This window comes from Micrococcus sp. EWR3.9.1 (assembly GCF_052615555.1).
The window spans coordinates 22,345-44,073 of sequence record NZ_JBQXFD010000017.1 but is presented as its reverse complement, the minus strand read 5'-3'; the positions used below and the strand labels follow the sequence as shown (position 1 = coordinate 44,073).

The 21,729-nt window shown below is 75.1% G+C and carries 21 protein-coding genes and 1 pseudogene; 18 read left to right on the top strand and 4 right to left on the bottom strand.

What is annotated here, in order from left to right; translation table 11 throughout:
* The 3 genes and pseudogenes from ACUJ8O_RS09925 to ACUJ8O_RS09915 form a co-directional block, all read left to right on the top strand.
* A pseudogene (locus tag ACUJ8O_RS09925) lies at positions 1-99 on the top strand (IS481 family transposase); the annotation flags it as partial.
* A 10-nt stretch (positions 100-109) separates the two neighbouring features.
* A complete protein-coding gene (serS, locus tag ACUJ8O_RS09920; RefSeq protein ID WP_396830969.1) occupies positions 110-1,393 on the top strand; it encodes a serine--tRNA ligase in 1,284 nt (427 codons plus the stop codon).
* A 115-nt stretch (positions 1,394-1,508) separates the two neighbouring features.
* Positions 1,509-2,318 (top strand): HAD family hydrolase, encoded by an 810-nt coding sequence (locus ACUJ8O_RS09915; protein ID WP_036337172.1) that lies wholly within the window; start codon positions 1,509-1,511, stop codon positions 2,316-2,318.
* 27 nt (positions 2,319-2,345) lie between these two features.
* Here ACUJ8O_RS09915 and ACUJ8O_RS09910 read toward each other — a convergent pair whose 3' ends face one another.
* Positions 2,346-2,975, bottom strand: coding sequence for a hypothetical protein (locus tag ACUJ8O_RS09910; RefSeq protein WP_036337173.1), 630 nt, complete (start codon positions 2,973-2,975; stop codon positions 2,346-2,348).
* An 89-nt stretch (positions 2,976-3,064) separates the two neighbouring features.
* Positions 3,065-3,652 carry an inorganic diphosphatase gene (locus ACUJ8O_RS09905; protein WP_036316226.1) on the bottom strand — a complete coding sequence of 196 codons (588 nt, stop codon included), beginning with the start codon at positions 3,650-3,652 and terminating at the stop codon, positions 3,065-3,067.
* A 220-nt stretch (positions 3,653-3,872) separates the two neighbouring features.
* On the opposite strand from ACUJ8O_RS09905, the gene ACUJ8O_RS09900 reads away from it, so the two are divergent.
* The 4 genes from ACUJ8O_RS09900 to hpt are packed head-to-tail and all read left to right on the top strand — an operon-like array spanning position 3,873 to position 8,219.
* Complete coding sequence (locus ACUJ8O_RS09900; RefSeq protein WP_235187746.1) at positions 3,873-5,183, top strand: D-alanyl-D-alanine carboxypeptidase/D-alanyl-D-alanine-endopeptidase; 1,311 nt, start codon at positions 3,873-3,875, stop codon at positions 5,181-5,183.
* Between the two features lie 34 nt (positions 5,184-5,217).
* On the top strand, positions 5,218-6,450 hold the full coding sequence (locus tag ACUJ8O_RS09895; protein WP_396830967.1) for a zinc-dependent metalloprotease: 1,233 nt from the start codon (positions 5,218-5,220) through the stop codon (positions 6,448-6,450).
* Positions 6,437-7,618: a tRNA lysidine(34) synthetase TilS gene (gene tilS / locus ACUJ8O_RS09890; protein ID WP_445373347.1), complete on the top strand. Its 1,182-nt coding sequence runs from the start codon at positions 6,437-6,439 to the stop codon at positions 7,616-7,618. The genes ACUJ8O_RS09895 and tilS overlap by 14 nt, the downstream gene beginning before the upstream one ends.
* A gap of 49 nt (positions 7,619-7,667) precedes the next feature.
* On the top strand, positions 7,668-8,219 hold the full coding sequence (gene hpt / locus ACUJ8O_RS09885; protein ID WP_044659872.1) for a hypoxanthine phosphoribosyltransferase: 552 nt from the start codon (positions 7,668-7,670) through the stop codon (positions 8,217-8,219).
* Between the two features lie 41 nt (positions 8,220-8,260).
* Here the strand turns inward: hpt and ACUJ8O_RS09880 are convergent, their stop codons facing one another.
* The gene (locus tag ACUJ8O_RS09880; protein WP_152743579.1) at positions 8,261-9,325 is read right to left on the bottom strand and encodes a type IV toxin-antitoxin system AbiEi family antitoxin domain-containing protein; all 1,065 of its coding nucleotides are present in this window, start codon (positions 9,323-9,325) and stop codon (positions 8,261-8,263) included.
* A 395-nt stretch (positions 9,326-9,720) separates the two neighbouring features.
* On the opposite strand from ACUJ8O_RS09880, the gene ftsH reads away from it, so the two are divergent.
* The 9 genes from ftsH to ACUJ8O_RS09835 are packed head-to-tail and all read left to right on the top strand — an operon-like array spanning position 9,721 to position 18,042.
* Complete coding sequence (ftsH, locus tag ACUJ8O_RS09875; protein WP_036337186.1) at positions 9,721-11,811, top strand: ATP-dependent zinc metalloprotease FtsH; 2,091 nt, start codon at positions 9,721-9,723, stop codon at positions 11,809-11,811.
* 17 nt (positions 11,812-11,828) lie between these two features.
* The gene (gene folE, locus ACUJ8O_RS09870; RefSeq protein WP_020625291.1) at positions 11,829-12,449 is read left to right on the top strand and encodes a GTP cyclohydrolase I FolE; all 621 of its coding nucleotides are present in this window, start codon (positions 11,829-11,831) and stop codon (positions 12,447-12,449) included.
* A 26-nt stretch (positions 12,450-12,475) separates the two neighbouring features.
* Entirely contained in the window at positions 12,476-13,390 is a 915-nt protein-coding gene (folP, locus tag ACUJ8O_RS09865) for a dihydropteroate synthase (protein ID WP_371506817.1), read from the top strand.
* Positions 13,387-13,767: a dihydroneopterin aldolase gene (gene folB, locus ACUJ8O_RS09860; RefSeq protein WP_036337193.1), complete on the top strand. Its 381-nt coding sequence runs from the start codon at positions 13,387-13,389 to the stop codon at positions 13,765-13,767. Before folP ends, folB begins: the two co-directional genes overlap by 4 nt.
* On the top strand, positions 13,764-14,408 hold the full coding sequence (gene folK / locus ACUJ8O_RS09855; RefSeq protein WP_036337194.1) for a 2-amino-4-hydroxy-6-hydroxymethyldihydropteridine diphosphokinase: 645 nt from the start codon (positions 13,764-13,766) through the stop codon (positions 14,406-14,408). Before folB ends, folK begins: the two co-directional genes overlap by 4 nt.
* Positions 14,405-14,932 carry a DUF3180 domain-containing protein gene (locus tag ACUJ8O_RS09850; RefSeq protein WP_036337195.1) on the top strand — a complete coding sequence of 176 codons (528 nt, stop codon included), beginning with the start codon at positions 14,405-14,407 and terminating at the stop codon, positions 14,930-14,932. The genes folK and ACUJ8O_RS09850 overlap by 4 nt, the downstream gene beginning before the upstream one ends.
* Complete coding sequence (locus ACUJ8O_RS09845) at positions 14,913-15,425, top strand: PH domain-containing protein (RefSeq protein WP_020625296.1); 513 nt, start codon at positions 14,913-14,915, stop codon at positions 15,423-15,425. Before ACUJ8O_RS09850 ends, ACUJ8O_RS09845 begins: the two co-directional genes overlap by 20 nt.
* Positions 15,422-17,095, top strand: a complete 1,674-nt coding sequence (locus tag ACUJ8O_RS09840; RefSeq protein ID WP_158184780.1) for a PH domain-containing protein — start codon at positions 15,422-15,424, stop codon at positions 17,093-17,095. Before ACUJ8O_RS09845 ends, ACUJ8O_RS09840 begins: the two co-directional genes overlap by 4 nt.
* On the top strand, positions 17,092-18,042 hold the full coding sequence (locus ACUJ8O_RS09835) for a Rossmann-like and DUF2520 domain-containing protein (RefSeq protein ID WP_036337199.1): 951 nt from the start codon (positions 17,092-17,094) through the stop codon (positions 18,040-18,042). Before ACUJ8O_RS09840 ends, ACUJ8O_RS09835 begins: the two co-directional genes overlap by 4 nt.
* 161 nt (positions 18,043-18,203) lie before the next feature.
* On the opposite strand, the gene ACUJ8O_RS09830 is transcribed toward ACUJ8O_RS09835, so the two are convergent.
* Positions 18,204-18,668 (bottom strand): low molecular weight protein-tyrosine-phosphatase, encoded by a 465-nt coding sequence (locus tag ACUJ8O_RS09830; protein ID WP_036337201.1) that lies wholly within the window; start codon positions 18,666-18,668, stop codon positions 18,204-18,206.
* Between the two features lie 262 nt (positions 18,669-18,930).
* Between ACUJ8O_RS09830 and ACUJ8O_RS09825 the strand changes: the two genes are divergently transcribed.
* Both ACUJ8O_RS09825 and ACUJ8O_RS09820 read left to right on the top strand, forming a co-directional pair.
* Complete coding sequence (locus ACUJ8O_RS09825) at positions 18,931-19,380, top strand: DUF3806 domain-containing protein (RefSeq protein ID WP_020625300.1); 450 nt, start codon at positions 18,931-18,933, stop codon at positions 19,378-19,380.
* A gap of 95 nt (positions 19,381-19,475) precedes the next feature.
* Positions 19,476-21,665: an alpha/beta fold hydrolase gene (locus tag ACUJ8O_RS09820; protein WP_445373346.1), complete on the top strand. Its 2,190-nt coding sequence runs from the start codon at positions 19,476-19,478 to the stop codon at positions 21,663-21,665.
* Positions 21,666-21,729 lie beyond the last annotated feature (64 nt).

The window sequence follows — 21,729 nt, the reverse complement described above, 5'->3', positions numbered from 1 at the left end:
CACTACAACTACCATCGGCCTCATACCTCCTGCGGGGACGCCCCTCCGGCCTCGTTGGCCCCGGCCCGAGTCAACAACGTCATGACCTCTTACAGCTAGGCTGGCGCACGTGATCGACGTCAAGGACCTCATCGAGCAGCCCGAGAAGTACCGCGCCTCCCAGGAGGCCCGCGGGGAGGACGCGTCCCTCGTGGACCGCGTGGTCGAGGCGGACGCGTCCCGCCGCTCGTCCATCGCGGGCTTCGAGCAGCTGCGCGCGGAGCAGAAGGCCTTCGGCAAGCGCGTCGCCCAGGCGAAGGGCGAGGAGAAGCAGGCCCTGCTGGCCGAGGTGAAGGACCTGGCCGCGCGCGTGAAGGAGGCCGAGTCGGCCGCCGGCGCGGCCGAGGCCCGCCTCGCGGAGCTGCAGCGTGCCTTCCCGAACCTGATCGTCGACGGCGTCCCGGCTGGCGGCGAGGACGACTTCGTGGTCCTCAAGGAGGTCGGCACCCCGCGCGACTTCGCCGCCGAGGGCTTCGAGCCGCGCGACCACCTCGAGCTCGGCGAGCTGCTCGGGGCGATCGACATGGAGCGCGGCGCGAAGGTGTCCGGCGCCCGGTTCAGCTTCCTCACGGGCGTGGGCGCGCGTCTCGAGCTCGCCCTGATGCAGCTGGGCCTGGACCTGGCCCTGGAGAACGGCTTCGTGCCGGTCATCCCGCCCACCCTGGTGCGTCCGGAGACCATGCAGGGCACCGGCTTCGACGTCGAGCACGACGACGAGATCTACCGCCTCGAGCGCGACGACCTGTATCTGGTGGGCACCTCCGAGGTGGCCCTGGCCGGCTTCCACGCGGGCGAGATCATGGACGTGTCCGCCCCCGTCCGGTACGCGGGCTGGTCCACGTGCTACCGCCGCGAGGCGGGCTCGGCGGGCAAGGACACCCGCGGCATCATCCGCGTGCACCAGTTCAACAAGCTGGAGATGTTCATCTACGCCGCACAGGAGGACGCGGAGGCGGAGCACGCGCGCCTGCTGGCGTGGGAGGAACGGATGCTGGGCGCCATCGAGGTGCCGTACCGCGTGATCGACATCGCCGCCGGCGACCTCGGCCTCTCCGCCGCCCGCAAGTTCGACTGCGAGGCCTGGGTCCCCACGCAGGGCACCTATCGCGAGCTGACGTCCACCTCGAACTGCACCACGTTCCAGGCCCGCCGTCTCAACATCCGCGAGCGGGTCCGCACGGAGGACGGCTCCAAGGGCGGCACCCGCATGGTGGCCACGCTCAACGGCACCCTGGCCACCACCCGCTGGATCGTGGCGATCCTGGAGAACCACCAGAACGTGGACGGCTCGGTCACCGTGCCCGCCGCGCTGCGCCCCTACCTCGGCGGGATGGAGCGTTTCGAGCTGGTCTGAGCGGACGACGTCGTCCCCCGGCGGCGTCGGCCGCCTCGCCCGCCTGCCCTGCGGCGCCCTCGCCGTTCACCCGCGCGTCGCCGTCGTGTCCGGGCCGTGTGGTTGGGTGGGGGTCATGACGAAGAAGCTCGTGTGCCTGGACGTGGACGGAACGATCGTGGACCATGACGGCCATCTGCATGAGCCCGTGCGCGCGGCCGTGCGGGCCGTGCTGGACGCCGGGCATCACGTGGTCATCGCGACGGGCCGCTCCCGCGGGGCCACCCTGCCCGTGGCCCGCTCCCTGGGGATCGACGCCGGCTTCATGGTGTGCTCCAACGGCGGGGTCACGCTGCGCCTGGACCCCGAGTTGGAGGAGGGCTACGAGGTCACGGACCTGCGCACCTTCGACCCGCGCTCGGTGCTGACCCAGCTGCGCCACCGCCTGCCCAGCGCCAAGTACGCGCTCGAGCTGCCGGACGGCACCTTCCGATCCACCGAGCGGTTCCAGGACATGTCCTTCGGCGTGGCCGCGGAGGGCGTCACGTTCGAGGAGCTGATGGACACCACGGCCGTGCGCCTCGTGGTGTTCTCCACGGACTCCTCCGCCGAGGAGTTCGGCCGCGCGGTGGAGGGCCTCGGCCTGTCCGGCGTGACCTACTCCGTGGGCTGGACGGCGTGGCTCGACGTCGCCGCGGCGGGCGTGACCAAGGCGTCCGGGCTCGAGGCGCTGCGCACCGTGCTGAAGGTGGCCCCCGAGGACACCGTGGCCGTGGGCGACGGCCGCAACGACATCGAGATGCTCCGCTGGGCCGGCCGCGGCGTGGCCATGGGCCAGGCCGTGGAGGAGGTCGTGGCCGCCGCGGACGAGGTCACCGGGCACGTGGACGAGCACGGGCTCGCCACGGTGCTGCGCTCGCTCCTCGAGGAGCCGACCGCGGCCTGAGCGGCGCGACCGGCCCGAGCCGCCGGGTCAGCCCCCCGCCAGCGTGAGCAGGCGCGCGGCGGCGGGGCGGCAGGCGTGCTCCTCGTTCCAGTAGGAGCGCTGCACCGCCTGCGAGACGGCCTGCGCCGTGATCCCGAGCGCGGCGGCCGCCGGCTTCTGCTGGCCGCGCACCCCGGGCACCAGCAGGTCCAGCACCGCCCACTCGGCGTCGGTCCGGGACCACACGAGCTGCCCGACGAGTCGCAGCACGGCCTCGGCCTCGGCGGCCGCCTCCTCGTCCCGGCCGCGCACGGCCAACGGGATCCGCGCGGTGGACACGGCCGCCGCCTCCACGGCCCGCCGCGCCGCCGCGAGACCGGGCCCGCCGGCGTCGTGCAGGTCCCCGGAGGCGGGCGCGCCCGCCGCACCGTCCGCGTGCGTCACCGTCCCGACGCCGACCCCCACGTTCCAGCGGCGCTGCCGCAGGGCGCGCAGCGCCACGTCCACGGCGACGCGCGGGTCCTCGACGGCGCCGATCAGCTCGTCGCCCACGGCGCGCTGGAACGGGAGCACGACGGCGTCGTCCAGCCCCGGCACGTCCTGGAGGGCGCGCAGGAACGTGTCCACGCGGTCGCCGGCGTCGAGGGTGTCCCGCTGGTTGATGGTGAGCACGAACATGGTCGTCGATTCTGCCAGCCCGCAGACGACGCCGGCCGCCCACCCCGAGGGGTGAGCGGCCGGCGTCGCGCGCGTGGGCGGTGCGGGGATCAGCGGCCCTGGGGCTCGTCCGTCGCCTCGCCCTCCTCGGTGGCTGGCTGCGCCTCCTCGGTGTCCACCGCGCGGCCCTGGGGCTCGTCGGTCGGGGACTCCTCGCCCTCGGCGTTGAAGCGCTGGATGGAGGCCTCGAGCTCGGCCTCGGCCGCCGCGCGGCCCTCCCAGCCCTCGGCCTTGACCCACTTGCCCGGCTCCAGGTCCTTGTAGCGGGTGAAGAAGTGCTCGATCTCCTGCTTGAGCGACTCCTCCACGTGCTCGAGCTCGGTGATGTGGTCGTAGCGCTTGTCCGCCGGGACGCACAGCAGCTTGGCGTCGCCGCCGCCGTCGTCGGTCATGTTGAACACGCCGACCGGGCGGGCCTCGACGACGCAGCCCGGCACCAGGTCGAAGCCCGGCAGGTACACAAGGGCGTCCAGGGGGTCGCCGTCCTCGCCGAGGGTGTTCTCGAAGTAGCCGTAGTGCGTGGGGTACTGCATGGAGGTGAAGAGCACACGGTCCAGGCGCAGGCGGCCGGTCTCGTGGTCGAACTCGTACTTCACGCGGGAGCCCGCGGGGATCTCGATGGTGACGTCGTGCGCCATGACTCTCCTTCGCACAGAGGGTGGGGTGTCCGGGCGGCGCGGCGCCGACCGGCGGTGCTGCCGTCAGCCTACCGGGGGCGTCCGTCATGATGGACGCATGGGACAGGTGGACACGGGGCGCGCTGGGCGTCGGGATCGACGCACGGAACGCCCCCGGAGCCGCTCGCTCCCCGCCGTCCTCCTGGCCGCGCTCGCGGCCGTCCTCGTCGCCTGCGGGCCCGTGACCGCACCGCCGGCCCCGTCGAACGCGCGCGCCTCGTCGACGACCGCCGCGCCGACGTCGTCGTCCCCGTCCGCCGGCCCCACCGCGGCCCAGGTTGCGGCCGCCGTCGAGCCGGGACTGGAGACGTCCCCGGGCACGGTCTCCGCCGAGTTCCGCGACCTGGCCACCGGCGAGGTGCTGTACGCGCGGGACGCGGACGAGCCCGTGGCCCCCGCGTCCTCGCTCAAGGTGCTCGCCGCCGCGGCCATCGTCTCCGCCCTGGGTCCTGAGACGACCCTGCAGACCACCGTGGTGGCCCAGCCCACCGCGGACGGCGCGGCCACCGAGCTGGTGCTCGTGGGCGGCGGCGACGTGCTGCTGGGCACGGGTGCCTCGGACTCGACGCACGTCTCCGGACGCGCGGGCCTGCGCACCCTCGCGGAGCGGACCGTGGCCGGGCTGGTCGAGGACGGCGTCACCGGGCAGGTGGTGGTCAGCACGGACCTGCGGCTCTTCGCGGACCGCACGGCCCTGAACCCGCGCTGGACGTCGGACATCCCGGAGAGCGGCAACATCGCGCCGGTGCAGCCGCTGGCCACCTACGGCGGCCGTGAGGCCCCCGGCACCGGGGAGGACCGCATCGAGGCCCCGGCGCAGTTCGCCGCCCTCACCTTCCAGGCCGCGCTCGACGACGCGGTGGCCGCCTCCGGCGCCGACCTCGAGGTGGGTCTGCGGGACACGCTCCCGGCCACCGAGGTGCCGCGCGCCACGGTCCTCGCCGCCGCCCCCGTCGCGGCCGTGGAGTCCGCGTCCGTGGGGGAGCAGGTCGCGTACCTGCTGGCCCACTCGGAGAACCAGGTGGTCGAGGCCCTGGCCCACACGGCCGCGCCCGCCACGGACCTGCCGGCCACCCACGAGGGCGCCACGCGGCTGCTGACGGCCACCGCCGAGGACCTCGGCGTGGACACCGCCGGGATGGCGCTCGTGGACTCCTCGGGCCTGTCCCCGGACAACCGCGTCAGTGCGGGCCAGCTGGCCGGCGTCGTGGCCGGGGTGGCCCGCACGCCCGCCCTGGCCACCGTGCTGGAGGGCCTGCCGCGGCCCGGCGAAGACTCCACCCTGGGCGACCGGTTCCCGGATGCCCCCGCGCGGCAGGCCGTGGCCGCGAAGACCGGCACGCTCGACCAGACGGTCTCCCTCACCGGCACCGTCACCACGACGTCCGGGCGGGTCCTCGCGTTCAGCATCATCTGCTCGGATCTGCAGTGGAAGCTGGAGCCCGCGCGCGCGGCGGTCGACGAGGCCGTCAGCGCCGTCGCCGGGCTCTGATCCGAGGTCCGGGCCCTGTGATCTGATGGAGCCCATGAGCGACCACCACGCGACCGACCGCCCCCGCGCCGCCGCGGACGCCGAGCCGGGCGCCCCCGCCGAGCCGGGCCCCGCCGTCGCCCACCCGGTGGACTGGGCCTTCGCGGCACGGACCGCACGGTCCCTCGCCGCCGCCGGCCCCCGGTTCACGCCGCGGGAGGCGACGCGCGAGGCGGAGGGCCTGCGCGCCGCCGCGGAGGCCGCCGTGCCGCACGTCCACCGCCTGACCGGGCTCGAGGCGGCACGGGACCTGCGCGACTCGCAGGTGCTCGTGGTGGACCGCCCCACCTGGTCGCGCGCCGCCACCCAGTCCTTCGCCACCCTGCTGGACCCCACGTTCGCGCACCTGCGGGACACCCGGCCCCGCGAGCACGCCGCCGCCACCACCCGCGTCACCCGGCACGCCACCGCCCTGGAGATGGGCGGGATCCTCGCCTGGATGTCCGGGAGGATCCTCGGCCAGTACGACCCGTTCATCGCGCTGCCCGGCCCCGGGGGGACGGCGGCCGGTCCCGCCGGCGGACGCCTGCTGCTCGTGGCCCCGAACGTCGCGCAGGTGCGCGCGGAGATCAACGTGGACCCGGCGGACTTCCGCCTCTGGGTGTGCCTGCACGAGCAGACCCACCGCGTGCAGTTCGCGGCCGCGCCCTGGCTGCGCGAGCACCTGCGGGCCGAGATCACGGCGCTCACCGTCGGCCTGTTCGACAAGGCCGAGTCCCTGCCCGAGCGCCTGCGCACCGCGCTCGCGGCGGCGAACCCGCTGGGTCGGGAGGCCGACGCCGGCCGGACTGGGGCGCGGGACGGACACGACGCGCAGGACGCGGCCCCGGCCCGCCCCACGCCGGGCCTGCTCGGTGCGATCCAGGACGAGGAGGACCGGGAGCGCCTGTCCCGGCTGACGGCCGTGATGTCCCTGCTCGAGGGGCACGCGAACGTGGTGATGGACGGCGTCGACTCCTCCGTCGTGTCCTCCGTCAAGACCATCCGCCGCCGCTTCGACGAGCGCGGCGACCGCCGCTCGCCCCTGGACCGCATGCTCCGCCGCCTGCTGGGCATGGACGCCAAGATGGCCCAGTATCGCGACGGTCAGAGGTTCGTGGCCGCCGCCGTGGCCGAGCTCGGCATGGCCGGGTTCAACGTGGTCTGGGACGCCCCCGAGCTGCTGCCGAGCGAGGCCGAGCTCCACGCCCCCGAGACGTGGGTGGCGCGCATCCGTGCCCAGGCCTGAGGCGCGGGACCCGGGGCCGACGCCGGCGGGCGGGGCCGGCGGCCTGCCCGCGGTCGGCGCGTGGCCGCCGCGCACCCGCTGGCCCGAGCCCCTGCACCGGGCCGTCGCGGCGGTGCGGGAGGCCCTGGCGGGCGACGGGCCCCGTCGCGCGGATGCCGTGCCGGGCCGGGCGGGGGGTCGCCCCCGCGGCCTCGTCGCCCTCTCCGGCGGCGCCGACTCCCTCGCGCTCGCCGTGGCCTGCGCCGTCCTCGTGGGCACCCGGGACGGTGCGCGGCTCGGCCCGATCGGCGCGGCCGTGGTGGACCACGGGCTGCAGTCGGGCAGCGACACCGTGGCGGCGGCCGCCGCCGACGTCGTCCGCATCCTCGGTCTGACCCCGGTCACCGTCACGCGGGTCGAGGTGGCCCGCACCGGCGACGGCCCCGAGGCCGACGCCCGGCGTGCCCGCCGGGAGGCCCTCGCCGCCGCCGCCCGGGACGCGGGGCAGGGGGGCGCCGCCGTCGTCCTCACCGCCCACACCGCCGACGACCAGGCGGAGCAGGTCCTCCTCGGGCTCGCACGCGGCTCCGGCACGCGGTCCCTCGCGGGGATCCCGGCGCGCGGGACGCTGCCGGGCGGGGCCGCCGTCGTCCGCCCCCTGCTGGGCCTGACCCGAGCGGACACCGAGACGATCTGCCGCTGGGCCGGGCTGACCTGGTTCGAGGACCCGCACAACCGCGATCCCGCGCTGCTGCGCTCGCGGGTCCGCACCCGTGTGCTGCCCGCGCTCGAGGACCCCGAGGCCGGCCTCGGCCCCGGCGTGCGGGCCGGGCTGGTGCGCACCGCGGCCATCGCGGCCGAGGACGCCGCGGCCCTCGACGCATGGGCCGGCGACGAGGTCACCCGGCTGCGCGTCGACCCGCCCGCCGGGGACCCGCGCGTCGTCTCCCTGGACCTGGACGCCCTGGCCGCGCTGCCCGCCGCCGTGCGCCACCGCGTGATCGCGCGCGCCGCCCGCGCCGCGGGAGGGCAGGCCCCGCCCCACGAACGGATCCTCGCGGTGGACACCCTCGTGACGGGCGCCCACGCGGGGGGCACGTCGGCCGGTCCGGTGGAGCTGCCCGGCGGGGTGGCCGCGCATCGGGCGTGTGCCAGACTGGACCTCATCCCCTGCCTTCCCGGTCCCTGACTGCGGCCCGGCCCGGCATTCCCGCACGAGCACTCACCAGGAGCGGCGCATGGACGCACAGGATGTCCAGAACGACCTCAGCCACGTCCTCATGTCCCGCGAGGACGTGCAGGGCACGATCACGGACCTGGCCCGCCAGATCGACCGCGACTACGCGGACAAGGACCTGCTCATCGTCGCCGTGCTCAAGGGCGCGGTGATGGTGGTCGCCGACCTCACCCGCGCCCTGCACTCCCACGTGGAGCTGGACTTCATGGCGGTCTCCTCCTACGGCTCCGGCACCAAGTCCTCCGGCGTGGTGCGCATCCTCAAGGACCTCGACGCGGACCTCACGGGCCGGCACGTCCTGATCGTCGAGGACATCATCGACTCCGGTCTGACCCTGTCCTGGCTCAAGGCCAACCTGGAGTCCCGCGGCCCGGCCTCGGTCGAGATCTGCACCCTGCTGCGCAAGCCGGAGGCCATGAAGGTGGACATCGACGTGAAGTACGTCGGGCGGGACATCCCCAACGAGTTCGTGGTGGGCTACGGCCTGGACTACGCGGAGAAGTACCGCAACCTGGACTTCGTGGGCACGCTCGCCCCGCACGTGTACAGCTGACCGCGGGTCCGGCCCGGCGTGGCCGCAGCAGCAGCGACCTGTCACGTGAGAGGTCGCTCTGAGGTGCCATTCACGCCCCATTCCGACTTCCTGCGTGACAGGTCGCCGGCGTCCCCGAGGTGACGGCGCACCTCCACGATCACGCGCGTGAATCCGCGGCGAGCGTCGGAGGAGGACACGGTGATGTTCCGGTAGCCCCGTCGCTCGAAGGCCGCGTTGCGCTGCACGTCACGGTCGATCTGGCGATCCGCGCCGTGGTGGCCGCCGTCGTAGTGCAGGGCCACTCTCGCCTGTCGATAGCCCAGGTCCGCCGTCGCGGGGTGGTGCAGGGAGAACTCCGGGTCCCAGACCTCGAGCTGCAGTGCGGGCTCGGGGAGCCTGGCGGCCGTCAGCGCGAGCCGGAGCCGCGTCTCCTTCGGCGAGTGCGCCCCCACCCGGACCAGCGTGGCGGCGGTGCGGAGCCGTCGTCGCCGGTTGTGCGCGGACGGGCTGGTCTCGGCCGCCTGGGTCAGGGCCGCCCGGGTCCGCTCGGCGGCGCCCGGGCCGCCGGACAGCTCCGCCCGGCGGACGAGATGGTCGCCGAGGATGACGAGCTCGTCGTCGTCGAGCAGGGCGGCGAGGTCGACCCAGAGACGGGGCGGGGCGGTGACGTGCCAGGCCAGGCCGCCGATCCGCACGCGCTCCACATCCGCGGGCGGGAGCGCCGTCCGGTGGGAGGTGACGCCGGGGAGGGAGAGCTGGCCACGGTCTCGCGGGCGGCTCACGTGGACGTCGTCCCCCGCGTCCAGTCGCTCCGGCAGCCAGATCTCCCGGGCGCGGGCCGCGGTCTGGTGCGACACCACCGTGGTGGCGCGGTGCCGGGCGAGTCGCAGCAGGAGCTCGTGTTGGGTGGCCGAGAGCGGGGTGCTCCACCGGTAGGGGGAGGAGCCGGCCACGGGGCGCTCGACGGCGGCCGGGGTGGCCTCACGCCGGCGGTAGAGGCCCCGGGCGAGGCGTTCGACGTCGGAGCGACGCAGCCGGTTGCGGTCGATGCCGGCGGCCCTCGCCTGCGCGGCGGTGAAGGGGCCGTGAAGCAAGGCCGCGGGAAGCGGGGCGGGGTGACGCATGGTGCCAGCCTGGCGCGGTGGAGCGGGCGGCGTCCTGAGCCGCCGCCGGCCTGGGGAGGGATGCGGGTGCACGGGGGTCTGTGCAGGCGGGGACGCAGGGGCGCGGTCGCAGCGCCAGCGTTCCTGTCATGCGAGCGGTCGCTCTGAGGTGCGATCCACGCGCCATTCCGACCCCTCGCATTCCCGGTGGGTGCCAGGACGGTGCTGGCCGACGTCGGCGCCGGCTGACCGCCCGCGCCCTGTCCACCTGACGCGAACAGTCAGCGGACACCCGGGCGGGGCCGGTACCGTGGAGGCTTGACCCGGGCGCGACGTCGGCCCTGCGCCGGCCCCGGCTGCACGGCGGCCGCCCCGGGGAGCCCGGCCCCCGCGGCAGACCAGGAGACACTCGGACCGTGAAGAAGCTGTTCAACAAGCCCTACGTCTGGATCCTGCTGGGCCTGCTGGTCCTCGCCGTCGCGATCCCGCTGACCACGTCACAGAGCGGCCGCACCATGGTGGACACCAACGTGGGCATGGCCCTGCTGAAGGACGACAAGGCCGCGCAGGCCCGCGTGGTGGACGGGGACCAGCGCGTGGACCTCACCCTGCGTGAGCCCTACAAGCAGGACGACCGGGACCTCGGCAAGGAGGTCTACTTCTACTTCGCCACCGCGCGCGCCACGGACGTGGTCACCGCGGTGGACGACTCGGCCCTGGACGGCTACACGGACGAGCCGGTGCGGAGCAACTGGTTCCTCTCGCTGCTCGGCTTCATGGTTCCGTTCCTGCTCATCGCACTGCTGTTCTGGTTCCTGATGTCCCGCATGCAGGGCGGCGGCGGCAAGGTCATGCAGTTCGGCAAGTCCCGCGCCAAGCTGATCAACAAGGACAACCCGGACGTGCTGTTCAAGGACGTCGCGGGCGCGGACGAGGCCGTGGAGGAGCTCCAGGAGATCAAGGAGTTCCTCACCGTGCCGGACCGCTTCCGCGCCGTGGGCGCCAAGATCCCCAAGGGCGTGCTGCTCTACGGCCCGCCCGGCACGGGCAAGACCCTCCTCGCCAAGGCCGTGGCCGGTGAGGCCGGCGTGCCGTTCTACTCGATCTCCGGCTCGGACTTCGTGGAGATGTTCGTGGGCGTCGGCGCCTCGCGCGTGCGCGACCTCTTCGAGCAGGCCAAGTCCAACGCCCCCGCCATCATCTTCGTGGACGAGATCGACGCCGTCGGCCGGCACCGCGGCGCAGGCATCGGCGGCGGCAACGACGAGCGTGAGCAGACCCTGAACCAGATGCTCGTGGAGATGGACGGCTTCGACGCCTCGACGAACGTCATCATGATCGCCGCGACCAACCGCCCGGACGTCCTGGACCCGGCGCTGCTGCGCCCGGGCCGCTTCGACCGCCAGATCCCCGTGGACGCCCCGGACCTCGAGGGCCGCGCCAAGATCCTCGAGGTGCACGCGCAGGGCAAGCCGATCGCCCTGGACGTGGACCTGCGCGCCCTGGCCAAGCGCACCCCCGGCTACACGGGTGCGGACCTGGCCAACGTGATCAACGAGGCCGCGCTGCTCACGGCGCGCTCGAACAACAACGTGATCGACAACCACGCCCTGGACGAGGCGGTGGACCGCGTGATGGCCGGCCCGCAGAAGCGCACCCGCCTGATGAACGAGCACGAGCGCAAGGTCACCGCCTACCACGAGGGAGGCCATGCGCTCGTCGCGGCCGGGCTGCGCAACTCCGCCCCGGTCACCAAGATCACGATCCTGCCCCGCGGCCGCGCCCTGGGCTACACGATGGTGGTCCCGGAGGACGACAAGTACTCCGTCACCCGCAACGAGCTCCTGGACCAGCTCGCGTACGCGATGGGCGGGCGCGTGGCGGAGGAGATCGTGTTCAAGGACCCGTCCACGGGCGCCGCGAACGACATCCAGAAGGCCACGGACACGGCCCGCAAGATGGTCACCGAGTACGGCATGTCCGCCAAGGTGGGCGCCGTCAAGCTCGGCGGCGGCAGCTCCGAGCCCTTCATGGGCGGCGCCGCCGGCGGCTCCTCCCGCGAGTACTCCGAGGAGCTGGCGTACCTGGTGGACGTCGAGGTCCGCACCCTGCTGGACCAGGCCCATGCCGAGGCCCACTGGGTGCTCACGGAGAACCGGGACGTCCTGGACCGCCTGGCCTACGAGCTGCTGGAGAAGGAGACGCTCACCCAGGAGGCCATCGCCGCCATCTTCGCGGACGTGCGCAAGCGGCCCGAGCGCGGCGTGTGGCTGGCCTCGGACGACCGGCTCCCGCAGGACATCCCGCCCGTCCGCTCCCCCTCCGAGCGCCGCTCGCGGCATGACGGCGGGCAGCAGACCCCCGTCGGCGTCGAGGGCACCACGGTGCCGGTGCGTCCGGAGGGCGCGCCGCCGTCGTCGCTGGGCGGGGACGCGGCCGGCCCCGGCCTGCCGCCGCACGGCGGCCCGAGCAACACGCCGGGCCCCGGCGAGGGACCGACCTTTTGACCGCGCAGGAGGCCCGCATGACAGCCCACACCCCCGACGACGCCGTCCCCGGCACGTTCGACCCGGACTCGACCGCGGTGGACCGGCCGCGCATCGAGGCGGCGGTGCGGGAGATCCTGCTGGCGATCGGTGAGGACCCGGACCGCGAGGGCCTGGCGGACACCCCGGCGCGGGTGGCCAAGGCGTACGCGGAGTTCTTCGCGGGCCTGCACCAGAGCCCGGACCAGGTGCTCGGCACCACGTTCGACATCGCGCACGAGGAGCTCGTGCTGGTGAAGGACATCCCGTTCTACTCGACCTGCGAGCACCACCTGGTGCCGTTCCACGGCACCGCGCACATCGGCTACATCCCCTCCGCCGAGGGCCGCGTGACGGGGCTGTCCAAGCTGGCCCGCCTCGTGGAGCTGTACGCGCGGCGTCCGCAGGTGCAGGAGCGGCTGACCACGCAGGTGGTGGAGGCGCTCATGGAGCACCTGGCCCCGCGCGGGGCGATCGTGGTGGTGGAGGCCGAGCACATGTGCATGTCCATGCGCGGCGTGCGCAAGCCGGGCGCGAAGACCGTCACCTCGGCGGTGCGCGGCCAGCTGCGGGATCCGTCCACGCGCTCCGAGGCGATGAGCCTCATCATGCACGGCTGAGGACCACCGACGGCGGAGGAGGACACGTGGACGAGAGCATCGACGCGGCGGCGCGGGAGGCGAACCGCGCCCTGCTGGGGCGGCTGCCCGCGGACCGGACCCTGGTCATGGGCATCCTCAATGTCACCCCTGACTCGTTCTCGGACGGCGGGGAGCACGCCACCGTCCGCGCGGCTCTCGAGCACGCCCGGCGCATGGTCGCGGACGGCGCGGACATCGTGGACGTGGGCGGGGAGTCCACCCGCCCCGGGGCCCGCGCCGTGCCGCCGGCCGAGGAGCAGGAGCGCATCCTGCCCGTGATCGAGGCGCTGCTGGCCGAGGACGTCGTCGTCTCCGTGGACACGCGCCACACCGCCACCGCCCGGGCCGCCCTGGCGCTGGGGCCGGTGATCGTCAACGACGTCTCCGGCCTCGCCCACGAGCCGGAGATGCCGGCGCTGATCGCCGCGTCGGGCGCGCCCTACATCCTCATGCACAACCGCGGGAACCCGCAGACCATGGACGGGCTGGCCGTCTACGAGGACACCGTCCCGGACGTCGTGTGCGAGCTGCGGGACGTGGCCGGCCGCTTCCTCGCCGCGGGCGTCGAGCCCGCGCAGCTGATCGTCGACCCGGGCCTGGGCTTCGCGAAGGCCGGCGAGCAGAACTGGGAGCTGCTGCGCGGCCTCGAGTGGCTCCGCGCCATGGGCCACCCGGTGCTCGTCGCCGCCTCGCGCAAGCGGTTCCTGGGCACGCTGCTGGCGGACGACGACGGCACCCCGGCCCCGCCCGCCGCGCGCGACGCCGCCACCGCGGCCATCTCCGCCCTCGCCGCCGCCCAGGGCGCGTGGGGCGTGCGCGTGCACGACGTGCGCGCCAGCGCCGACGCCGTCCGCGCCGCCGCCGCCTGGGTCGGGGCGCACGCCCCGGGTGAGCCCGTCTCCGAGGACGTGCTGCCGTGAGCGCCCGGGACCGCATCCGCCTGGCCGGGCTGTCCGCCGTCGGGCACCACGGGGTCTTCGACCACGAGCGCCGGGACGGGCAGCCGTTCGTCACGGACGTCGTCCTCCACCTCGACGCCGGCCCCGCCGCGGCCGGCGACGACCTCGCCCGCACCGCCAACTACGCCGGGGTCGCGGACACGGTGGTCCGCCTGGTCACCGGGGAGCCGGTGGACCTGATCGAGACCCTCGCCGACCGGATCGCCCGCGCCGTCCTCGCCGAGCAGCCCGTGGTGACCGCCGTCGAGGTCACCGTGCACAAGCCGCAGGCGCCCATCCCGCACGACTTCGCGGACGCCGCCGTCACCGTGCACCGCACCCGGGAGGACCTCGCGTGAGCACCGTCGACTGGACGCACCCGGCCGAGGGCCCCGCGCCCGTCCCCGAGCTGGGCACCCGCCCGGACGCGCCCGTCCCGGCCGTGCTGGCCCTCGGCGCCAACCTGCGCGAGCCCGCGCAGACGCTCGACGCCGCCGTCGCCGCCCTGTCCGCGCTGCCGCACATCACGGACGTCCGGGCCTCGCCCCGGGCCGTCACCGCGCCCGTGGGCGGGCCGCCGGGGCAGCCCGACTACCTCAACCAGGTGGTCACCCTGCGCACGGACCTCGCGCCGTGGGAGCTGCTCGCGGTGGCGCACCGGCTCGAGCAGGACCACCATCGGCGGCGTGAGGTCCGCTGGGGCGCGCGCACCCTGGACGTGGACGTGATCGCCTACGGAGACGTGCGCAGCGACCACCCGGACCTCACCCTGCCGCACCCCCGCGCGGCCGAGCGGGCCTTCGTGCTGCTGCCGTGGCTGTGGCTCGACGCGGACGCCACGCTCGCCGGCACGCCTGTCGCCGACCTCGCCGCCGTCGCCGCGGACGCCCCCGGGGTGCGCCGTCAGGAGCCCGAGCGGCACCGGCTGCTGGCCGGCTCCGACGACGTCGTCCCGCTCCGTCCGGCACGCCCGGACGCCCTCGGGAGGGAGGCCACGTGATCGCGCTGCGCTCCGGGTGGACCCTGCTCGTGGTGCTGGTGGCCGCCGTGCTCGGCTGGCTGGCCGGGCTCGCCGCGCCGTCCCTGGGCTGGCCGGCGCCCGTGGTGGGCCGCAGCGGCCTGATCACCGTGGCCGCGGTCTCCGTGCTGTGCCTCGCGCTGGGCTGGCGGGTGCGCCGCGACCGGGAGAAGCCCGCCGCCGCGCGGATGGACCCGCTCGCCGCGGCCCGCACCCTCGTGCTCGGCCAGGCCTCCGGCTTCGCGGGAGCGGCCCTCGGCGGCTGGCACGCCGGGGTGGCGGTGCAGGTGCTGCTGCGGGCCGGCGTGGAGGCACCGACCGTGCGGGAGGCCGCCCTGCAGGCCGTCGGCGGTCTCGTCCTGCTGGTGGTGGGGCTGATCGTCGAACGGTGGTGCCGGATCCCGCCTGAGGAGGATGCGCCCGAGGGCGGTCGTGGGCAGGATGGGTCCCCGGGCCGACCGGCCCGTCCCGAGACCGAAGGAGGGTATGCCCGTGCCCGGCATTGACCTGAGCGGCGTGGCCTTCACCCCGGCCTCGCCCCGGCTGGCGACGGTGAAGCTCATCGCCACGACCATCGGCCACCTGATCTGGCTCGCCGCGTTCTCCGTGCCGCTGATCCTCAAGCTCACCGGCCCGTGGGCGGGGATGGCCGCGTGGGTCGCGTGGGGGCTGCCGGCCGTCGTCGTCGTGTCCTGGATCGTGGACCTGATCCTGATCCCGCGGCGCGTGCGCGCGATGGGCTGGGCCGAGCGCGAGGACGACGTCCTGTGGCGCGAGGGCATCCTGTTCCGCAGCGTGCATGCGGTGCCGTACGGCCGCCTGCAGTACGTGGACGTGTCGGACGGTCCGCTGCTGCGCCGGGTCGGGCTGCAGACCCTCACCCTGAAGACCGCCGCCGCGGGCGGGGACGTCACCCTGGAGGGCGTGCCCCGCGAGAGGGCCGAGGAGCTGCGCGAGGTCCTCATGGCGCGCGGCCAGGCGCGGCTGGCGGGCCTGTGAGCGCCGCCGCCCCGCCCCCCGCCGACGACGCCGGCTGGGTCCGCGTCCACCCCGCCTCGCCCTGGGTGCGGGGCTGGACCTTCCTGCTGCTGTTCCTGTTCTTCGTGGGTCGCAACGCGGTGGAGGACTTCGCGGCGGGCCGGCTCAGCGGGGAGGACGTCCCGGGCGACGGCAGCCTGCTCGTGGCCGGCGGCATCCTGCTGGGGGCCACCCTGCTGATCAGCCTCGTGTTCTTCTTCTCCTGGTGGTTCACCCGGTTCCGCTGCGGGGAGGACCGGATCGAGCTGCGCCAGGGCTGGCTCTTCCGCAGCCGCCGGCAGATGCGCTACGACCGCATCCAGGCGGTGGACCTGCAGCACCCCCTCGTGGCCCGGCTGCTCGGGCTGGCCACGGTGAAGGTCGAGGCGGCCGACGGCGGCGAGTCCGCGCTCGAGCTGTCCTTCCTGCGCCGCGCCGAGGCCGAAGCGGTGCGCCGGGAGATCCTGGACCGCGCGTCGGGGGTGCTCGGGGGAGCCGGGGCGGACGCGTCCGCCCCGGAGCGAGCGGCCGAGCCCGGCCTCGCCGACCCCGACGCCGTGGACGCCGGCGAACTCATGCTGCAGGTGCCCGCGGGGCGGCTCCTCGGCTCCGTCCTGCTCTCCGGAGGCGTGCTGGGGGTGCTGGCCGGGTCCCTGATCTGGCTGGGCGGTCTCGCCCTCGTGGTCGCGCTGCTGCCCGAGGCGGTGCTGGACGAGGGGGAGACCCTGACCGGGATCGGCGCGGCCGCGTCCCTGCCGGCCCTGTTCTCCGTGGCCGGCGTCGCGTGGTCCCGGCTGAACGCCGGCTGGGGCTTCCAGGTGCGCCGCTCCACCGACGGGCTGCGACTGCGGCACGGGCTCACCGAGACCACCCACCAGACCGTCCCGCCGGGGCGGGTGCAGGGGGTGACCGTCTCCCAGCCCCTGTTCTGGCGGCCCTTCGGCTGGTATCGGGTGAACATGGCGGTGGCCGGCTACCTGCAGGAGTCCGACGGCGCCCGGGACGTCGCGCTGCCCGTCGGTCCGTGGGAGGACGTGCTCCGCGTCCTCACGGTCGTGGCACCGGACCCGGGCCTGGACGGTGATCCGCGCGCCGCGCAGGGGCTGACCCCCGCCGGGCTCATGCACCTGGGCGTGCACGGCTCCGGCACGGAGGGCGGCTTCCAGCACGTGCCGCGGCGCGGCAGGTGGTGGTTCAACTGGTTCGCCTGGCAGCGGATCGGCTTCACGACGACGCGGACCCTCCTGGTGGTGCGCAGCGGCTGGTTGAACCGCCGGCTGCAGACCCTCCAGCACGAGCGCGTGCAGGCGGCCGAGCTGGTGCAGGGCCCGGTGCAGCGCCGCCTGGGTCTGGCCACGGTGCGCGTGTGGGTCGCGGGGGCGAAGGCCGTGGTCCGCGACCTCGACGAGGACGTGGCCGTGGACCTGTACGCCCGGGAGGCCCGGCACGCGGCCGTCTCGCGTCGCCTCGCCGACCGCGATCAGTGGATGCGCCCCGAGGAGCTGGCCCGCTTCGAGCAGCGCACGCGCGAGGTCGCGGCCACCGAGGTGGGCCGCCGCGAACTGGCGCGGGCCGGCGTCGGCGGCGGCGCCGTCGTCGGGGAGGAGAGCGGGGCAGACGTCCCCGCTGTGCGCGGCGAGGAGGAGCGATGACCGGCGGACTCGACCTGAGCCTGGACCCGCACGACCCGGCGCAGCGGCCCGGGCGGCTGGGCGTCGGCGTGGTGAGCGCGGGCCGGGTGGGGGCCGTGCTGGGCTCGGCGCTGCGGGCTGCGGGCCACACGATCACGGGCGTGCACGCCGTCTCCGAGGCCTCGCGGGACCGCGCGGAGATGCTCCTGCCGGGCGTGCCCGTCCTGGAGATCCCCGAGATCCTGCGCCGCTCCGAGATGGTCGTCTTCGCCGTCCCGGACGACGCGCTGGGCGAGCTCGTGACCGGCCTGGCCGCCGCGGGCCACGTGCAGACCGGCCACCTGCTCGTGCACACCTCCGGCCGCTACGGGGTGGGGGTGATGGAGCCGGTGCGCGCGCACGGGGCGATCCCCCTGGCGATCCATCCGGCCATGACGTTCACGGGGCTGAGCCTCGACGTCGCCCGGCTGCAGGACTGCGTGTTCGGCGTGACCGCTGACCCCGTGGTGCTGCCCGTGGCCCAGGCGCTCGTGGTGGAGATGGGCGGCGAGCCCGTGGTCGTGAAGGAGGCCGACCGGGCGGCCTACCACCTGGCGCTGTCCCACGGGTCGAACCACCTGGTGACGCTGACGGCGCAGGCCCGTCAGATCCTCGAGACGATCGGGGTGGCCGACCCGGAGCGGGTGCTGCGCTCGCTCATGACCGCCGCCCTGGAGAACGCGCTCACCGACGGCGACGGCGCCCTCACCGGCCCCGTCGCCCGCGGTGACGTCGACACGCTGCGGACCCACCGCGAGACCCTCGGCGAGCTCGAGGCCGGGGGATTGCCCGCCGACGTGCGTGCCGTGTGGGAGACCCTCGCCCGCGCGACGACCGACCGCGCCGAGACCCGCGGCACGCTGCGCGCGGACGCGGCGGCGCGGCTGCGCGAGGTCCTCGACGGCTCCGACGACCCCCACGACGACTGACCGACCCCCCGCCGCCACCCCGCTTTCGTTCGGGAAACGGCGGGTCCCGGGCCGTTTTCGTTCGGGAAACGGCGGGTCCCAGGCCGTTTTCGTTCGTGAAACGGCCGCCTCCGGCGGCGTTCGCGTCGCTGGGACGGGACCCCGGGATTGCGCCCCGGCCGTCAGAGGCGCCCGCCGCGGATCGCGGCGACGACGCCGTCTGCCGCGTCCTCGATCTGCCGGTACATCTCCTCGAACTGCGGCCGCGGATACCCGTACGGATCGGGGACCTCGCGCACCCCGGCGCTGTCCGCATCCGACGCGAATTCGCCCATCAGGTGGATCCGGTCCCGCTGCTCGGCCGTCGTCGCGAGCCGCCGCGCGTCGACGAGGTTGGCCTCGTCCATCACCAGGATCAGGTCGGCCTCGTCCACGAGGTCGGCGGACAGCTGCACCCCCACCGTCGAGAACTCGTACCCCAGTTCCCCGCCGACCTCGCGGGTGAGGTGATGCGGCCGGGCGCCCACGTGCTCGCCGGACGTGACCTCGACGTCGTGGAGACCGGCCTCCGCGAGCTTGCGGTTCAGCACGGCCTCGGCGGCGGGCGAGCGGCAGATGTTCCCCAGGCAGACGGTCATGATGCGCATGGGGCCAGTGTCTCAAGTCCGGGCGGGGGCGGCGGACGACGACGGCCCGCACGCTCGGCTCGTCGCCGGCGGGGCGGCATCGGGTGCGTCCACGAGTGGTCCCGCTGGAGGGTCGGAGGCCTCCGGCGGTGTGTCCCCCCGGTTCCTCGCCGTTTCCCGAACGAAAGCGCTGCGACACGCCGCCGTTTCTCGAACGAAAGCGCGGCTGGCACCGTCGGTTCCGGCGACGGCGGCGCCCGACGCGCCTGGCAGGATGGAGGCCATGACCGACCAGCCCGAGATGAGCCCCCTGACCGAGCCCGAGCGGGAGTGGGTGCGCGTCCGCCGCGACTTCGCCGCGCAGGAGGGCGTGGACCACCTGGACCTGGACGCGGTCGCCGCCTACTACGACGCCGTGCTGGCCCGCTCGCAGGCCGAAGCCGAGGAGCTGGACCCCGAGGAGCTGGCGGTGCTGCTGGACGTCGTCGCGGTGCTGCTCGGCGAGCACCTGGGCGCGCGCCACGGCATGCAGTGGGTGACGGTCGCGGATGAGGAGGGGCCCGCCCTCGCGCTGCGGGACACCCTCTCGGACGCCGTCGTCTTCCCGCAGCCGGTGGTCGGCCAGAGCTGGAACCATCAGGCCACGGGGGAGTGGATGGGCGAGTACGTCGACTGGCTCGGCGAGCAGCTCCAGCAGATCCGGGCCGACGCCGGCACGCGGCCCGGCGCCTGAGGCGCGGCGGGCACCGGGGCGGCCCGCCGTCGATGCCACCACCCCGCCGCCCTCCGTGTTGCCCGGATCACGTGCGGGCCGATAGAAACGAACGCATGACCTCCACCCCGGACACCGCGGACACCCCCGCCACCCCCTTCCACGACCTCGACGCCTTCACCGCCCTGCCGCGCGTGGCCGGTCTCACCCTCAGCCCGGACGGCGCCCGCCTGGTGACCACCGTCGCCACCCGGGACGCGAAGGGCACCGGCTACGCCACCGCCCTCTGGGAGGTCGACCCCGCGGGCGAGCGCCCCGCCCACCGCCTGACCCGCTCCCGCGAGGGCGAGGCCGGCGCACAGTTCGCCGCGGACGGCACCCTCTTCTTCACCTCCGCCCGCCCCGACCCCGCCGACGCCGAGGCCGAGAAGCGCAGCGCCCTGTGGGCCCTGCCGGCCCGGGGCGGCGAGGCGCGCGTGGTGCTCTCCCGCCCGGGCGGCGTCGCCGCGGTCACGTGCGCCTCCGCGGCGGACCGCGTGGTCGTCACGGCGGACCGGCTGCTCGGTGCGACCACCGAGGCCGAGCACGCGGCCCTCGCGCAGACCCGCAAGGACGCCGGCGTGGACGCCATCCTGCACACCGGCTACCCCATCCGCTTCTGGGACCACGACCTCGGCCCCGCCCGCCCCGAGCTCTTCGTCCTCGAGCCCGGCCCGGACCCGCAGGGTGAGCCCGCCACGGACGCCGACGCCGCCGAGCCCGCCACGGACGCCGACGCCGCCGAGCCGGGCCCCGCCGCCTCCGGCCTGGCTCCCGAGGCCGACGACGTGGCGCACCACCTGCGCCACGTCTCCGGATTCCCGCGCTCCCACGCGTTCGGGATCGGCGCGCAGGTGGCCCCGGACGGCTCGTTCCTGCTCACCACGGCCGCCACCGCCGAGGCTCGCGGCAACGTGCGCGAGGGCACGGTGGTGCGCGTGGACCTGGCCACGGGCGAGCACCGCGTCCTGCACGACGTCCCCGGTGAGGACGTGGCCGTCGGCCCCGTCAGCCATGACGGCACGCGCGCCGTCGTCGTCCGCACCCCCGACTCCACCCCGCACTCCGCCGTGCACCCGCGCCTGTACGTGATGGACACGGCCACGGGCCAGACCACGCCCCTGGCCCACGGCTGGGACCGCTGGGCCGACGTCGTCGCGTGGCTGCCGGACGACTCCGCGGTGATCGCGCTCGCGGACTCCGAGGGCCGCCGCCCGGTGTTCCGCATCGAGGTGGCCACCGGCGCCGTCGCGCAGGTGACCCGGGAGGACGAGGCGTGGACCGACATCGTGCTCTCCCCGGACGGGGCCACGGCCTACGGCGTCCGCTCCTCCTACCTGTTCCCGCCGGAGGTGGCGCGGATCGACCTGGCCACGGGCGAGACCACGCGCCTGCCGAACCCCGTGGAGCGCCCCGCGATCCCGGGCACCCTCGAGGACGTGGAGACCGTCGCCGAGGACGGCACGCACGTGCGCGGCTGGCTCGTGCTCCCCGAGGGGGAGGCGCCGGCCGGCGGTCACCCGCTGCTGCTGTGGATCCACGGCGGGCCCCTGGGCTCGTGGAACGCGTGGAGCTGGCGCTGGACCCCGTGGATCATGGCGGCGCGCGGCTACGCGGTGCTGCTGCCGGACCCGGCGCTGTCCACGGGCTACGGCCAGGACTTCATCGAACGCGGCTGGGGCCGCTGGGGCCAGGCGCCCTACACGGACCTGATGGCGCTCACGGACGCCGTCGTGGCGCGTGAGGACGTCGACGGCGACCGCACCGCCGCCATGGGCGGCTCGTTCGGCGGCTACATGGCGAACTGGGTGGCCGGGCACACCGACCGGTTCCGGTGCGTGGTCACGCACGCCTCGCTGTGGGCGCTGGACGGCTTCGGCCCGACGACGGACGCCGCGTTCTACTGGGCCCGCGAGATGGACGAGCAGATGCAGCAGGAGAACTCTCCGCACCGGTTCGTGGGCGAGATCGTCTCCCCGATGCTCGTCATCCACGGCGATAAGGACTACCGCGTGCCGATCGGCGAGGGGCTGCGCCTGTGGTCGGACCTGCTGGCGAAGTCCGGGCGGCCGGCCGCCGCGGACGGCACCACCGACCACCGGTTCCTCTACTTCCCCCACGAGAACCACTGGATCCTCGCCCCGCAGCACGCGAAGGTCTGGTACGAGGTCGTCCTCGGCTTCCTGGGCGAGCACGTCCTCGGCGACGGCACCCCGTCGGCCCCGGAGACGCTGGGACTGACGCGGCCGTCGCCGACGGCGGGCTGAGCCGCCGGGCCCGGCGCCGCGCATCGTGACGGGCGGCTGAACCTCTCCGATCAGCCGCCCGTCA

What these genes read in the sequence shown, in the direction of transcription:
- ACUJ8O_RS09915 (WP_036337172.1), top strand. Translation starts at nt 1,509, where the DNA reads ATGACGAAGAAGCTCGTGTGCCTGGACGTGGACGGAACGATCGTGGAC.
- ACUJ8O_RS09910 (WP_036337173.1), bottom strand. Translation starts at nt 2,975, where the DNA reads ATGTTCGTGCTCACCATCAACCAGCGGGACACCCTCGACGCCGGCGAC.
- ACUJ8O_RS09905 (WP_036316226.1), bottom strand. Translation starts at nt 3,652, where the DNA reads ATGGCGCACGACGTCACCATCGAGATCCCCGCGGGCTCCCGCGTGAAG.
- ACUJ8O_RS09895 (WP_396830967.1), top strand. Translation starts at nt 5,218, where the DNA reads ATGAGCGACCACCACGCGACCGACCGCCCCCGCGCCGCCGCGGACGCC.
- hpt (WP_044659872.1), top strand. Translation starts at nt 7,668, where the DNA reads ATGGACGCACAGGATGTCCAGAACGACCTCAGCCACGTCCTCATGTCC.
- ACUJ8O_RS09880 (WP_152743579.1), bottom strand. Translation starts at nt 9,325, where the DNA reads ATGCGTCACCCCGCCCCGCTTCCCGCGGCCTTGCTTCACGGCCCCTTC.
- folE (WP_020625291.1), top strand. Translation starts at nt 11,829, where the DNA reads ATGACAGCCCACACCCCCGACGACGCCGTCCCCGGCACGTTCGACCCG.
- ACUJ8O_RS09845 (WP_020625296.1), top strand. Translation starts at nt 14,913, where the DNA reads ATGCCCGTGCCCGGCATTGACCTGAGCGGCGTGGCCTTCACCCCGGCC.
- ACUJ8O_RS09835 (WP_036337199.1), top strand. Translation starts at nt 17,092, where the DNA reads ATGACCGGCGGACTCGACCTGAGCCTGGACCCGCACGACCCGGCGCAG.
- ACUJ8O_RS09830 (WP_036337201.1), bottom strand. Translation starts at nt 18,668, where the DNA reads ATGCGCATCATGACCGTCTGCCTGGGGAACATCTGCCGCTCGCCCGCC.
- ACUJ8O_RS09825 (WP_020625300.1), top strand. Translation starts at nt 18,931, where the DNA reads ATGACCGACCAGCCCGAGATGAGCCCCCTGACCGAGCCCGAGCGGGAG.
- ACUJ8O_RS09820 (WP_445373346.1), top strand. Translation starts at nt 19,476, where the DNA reads ATGACCTCCACCCCGGACACCGCGGACACCCCCGCCACCCCCTTCCAC.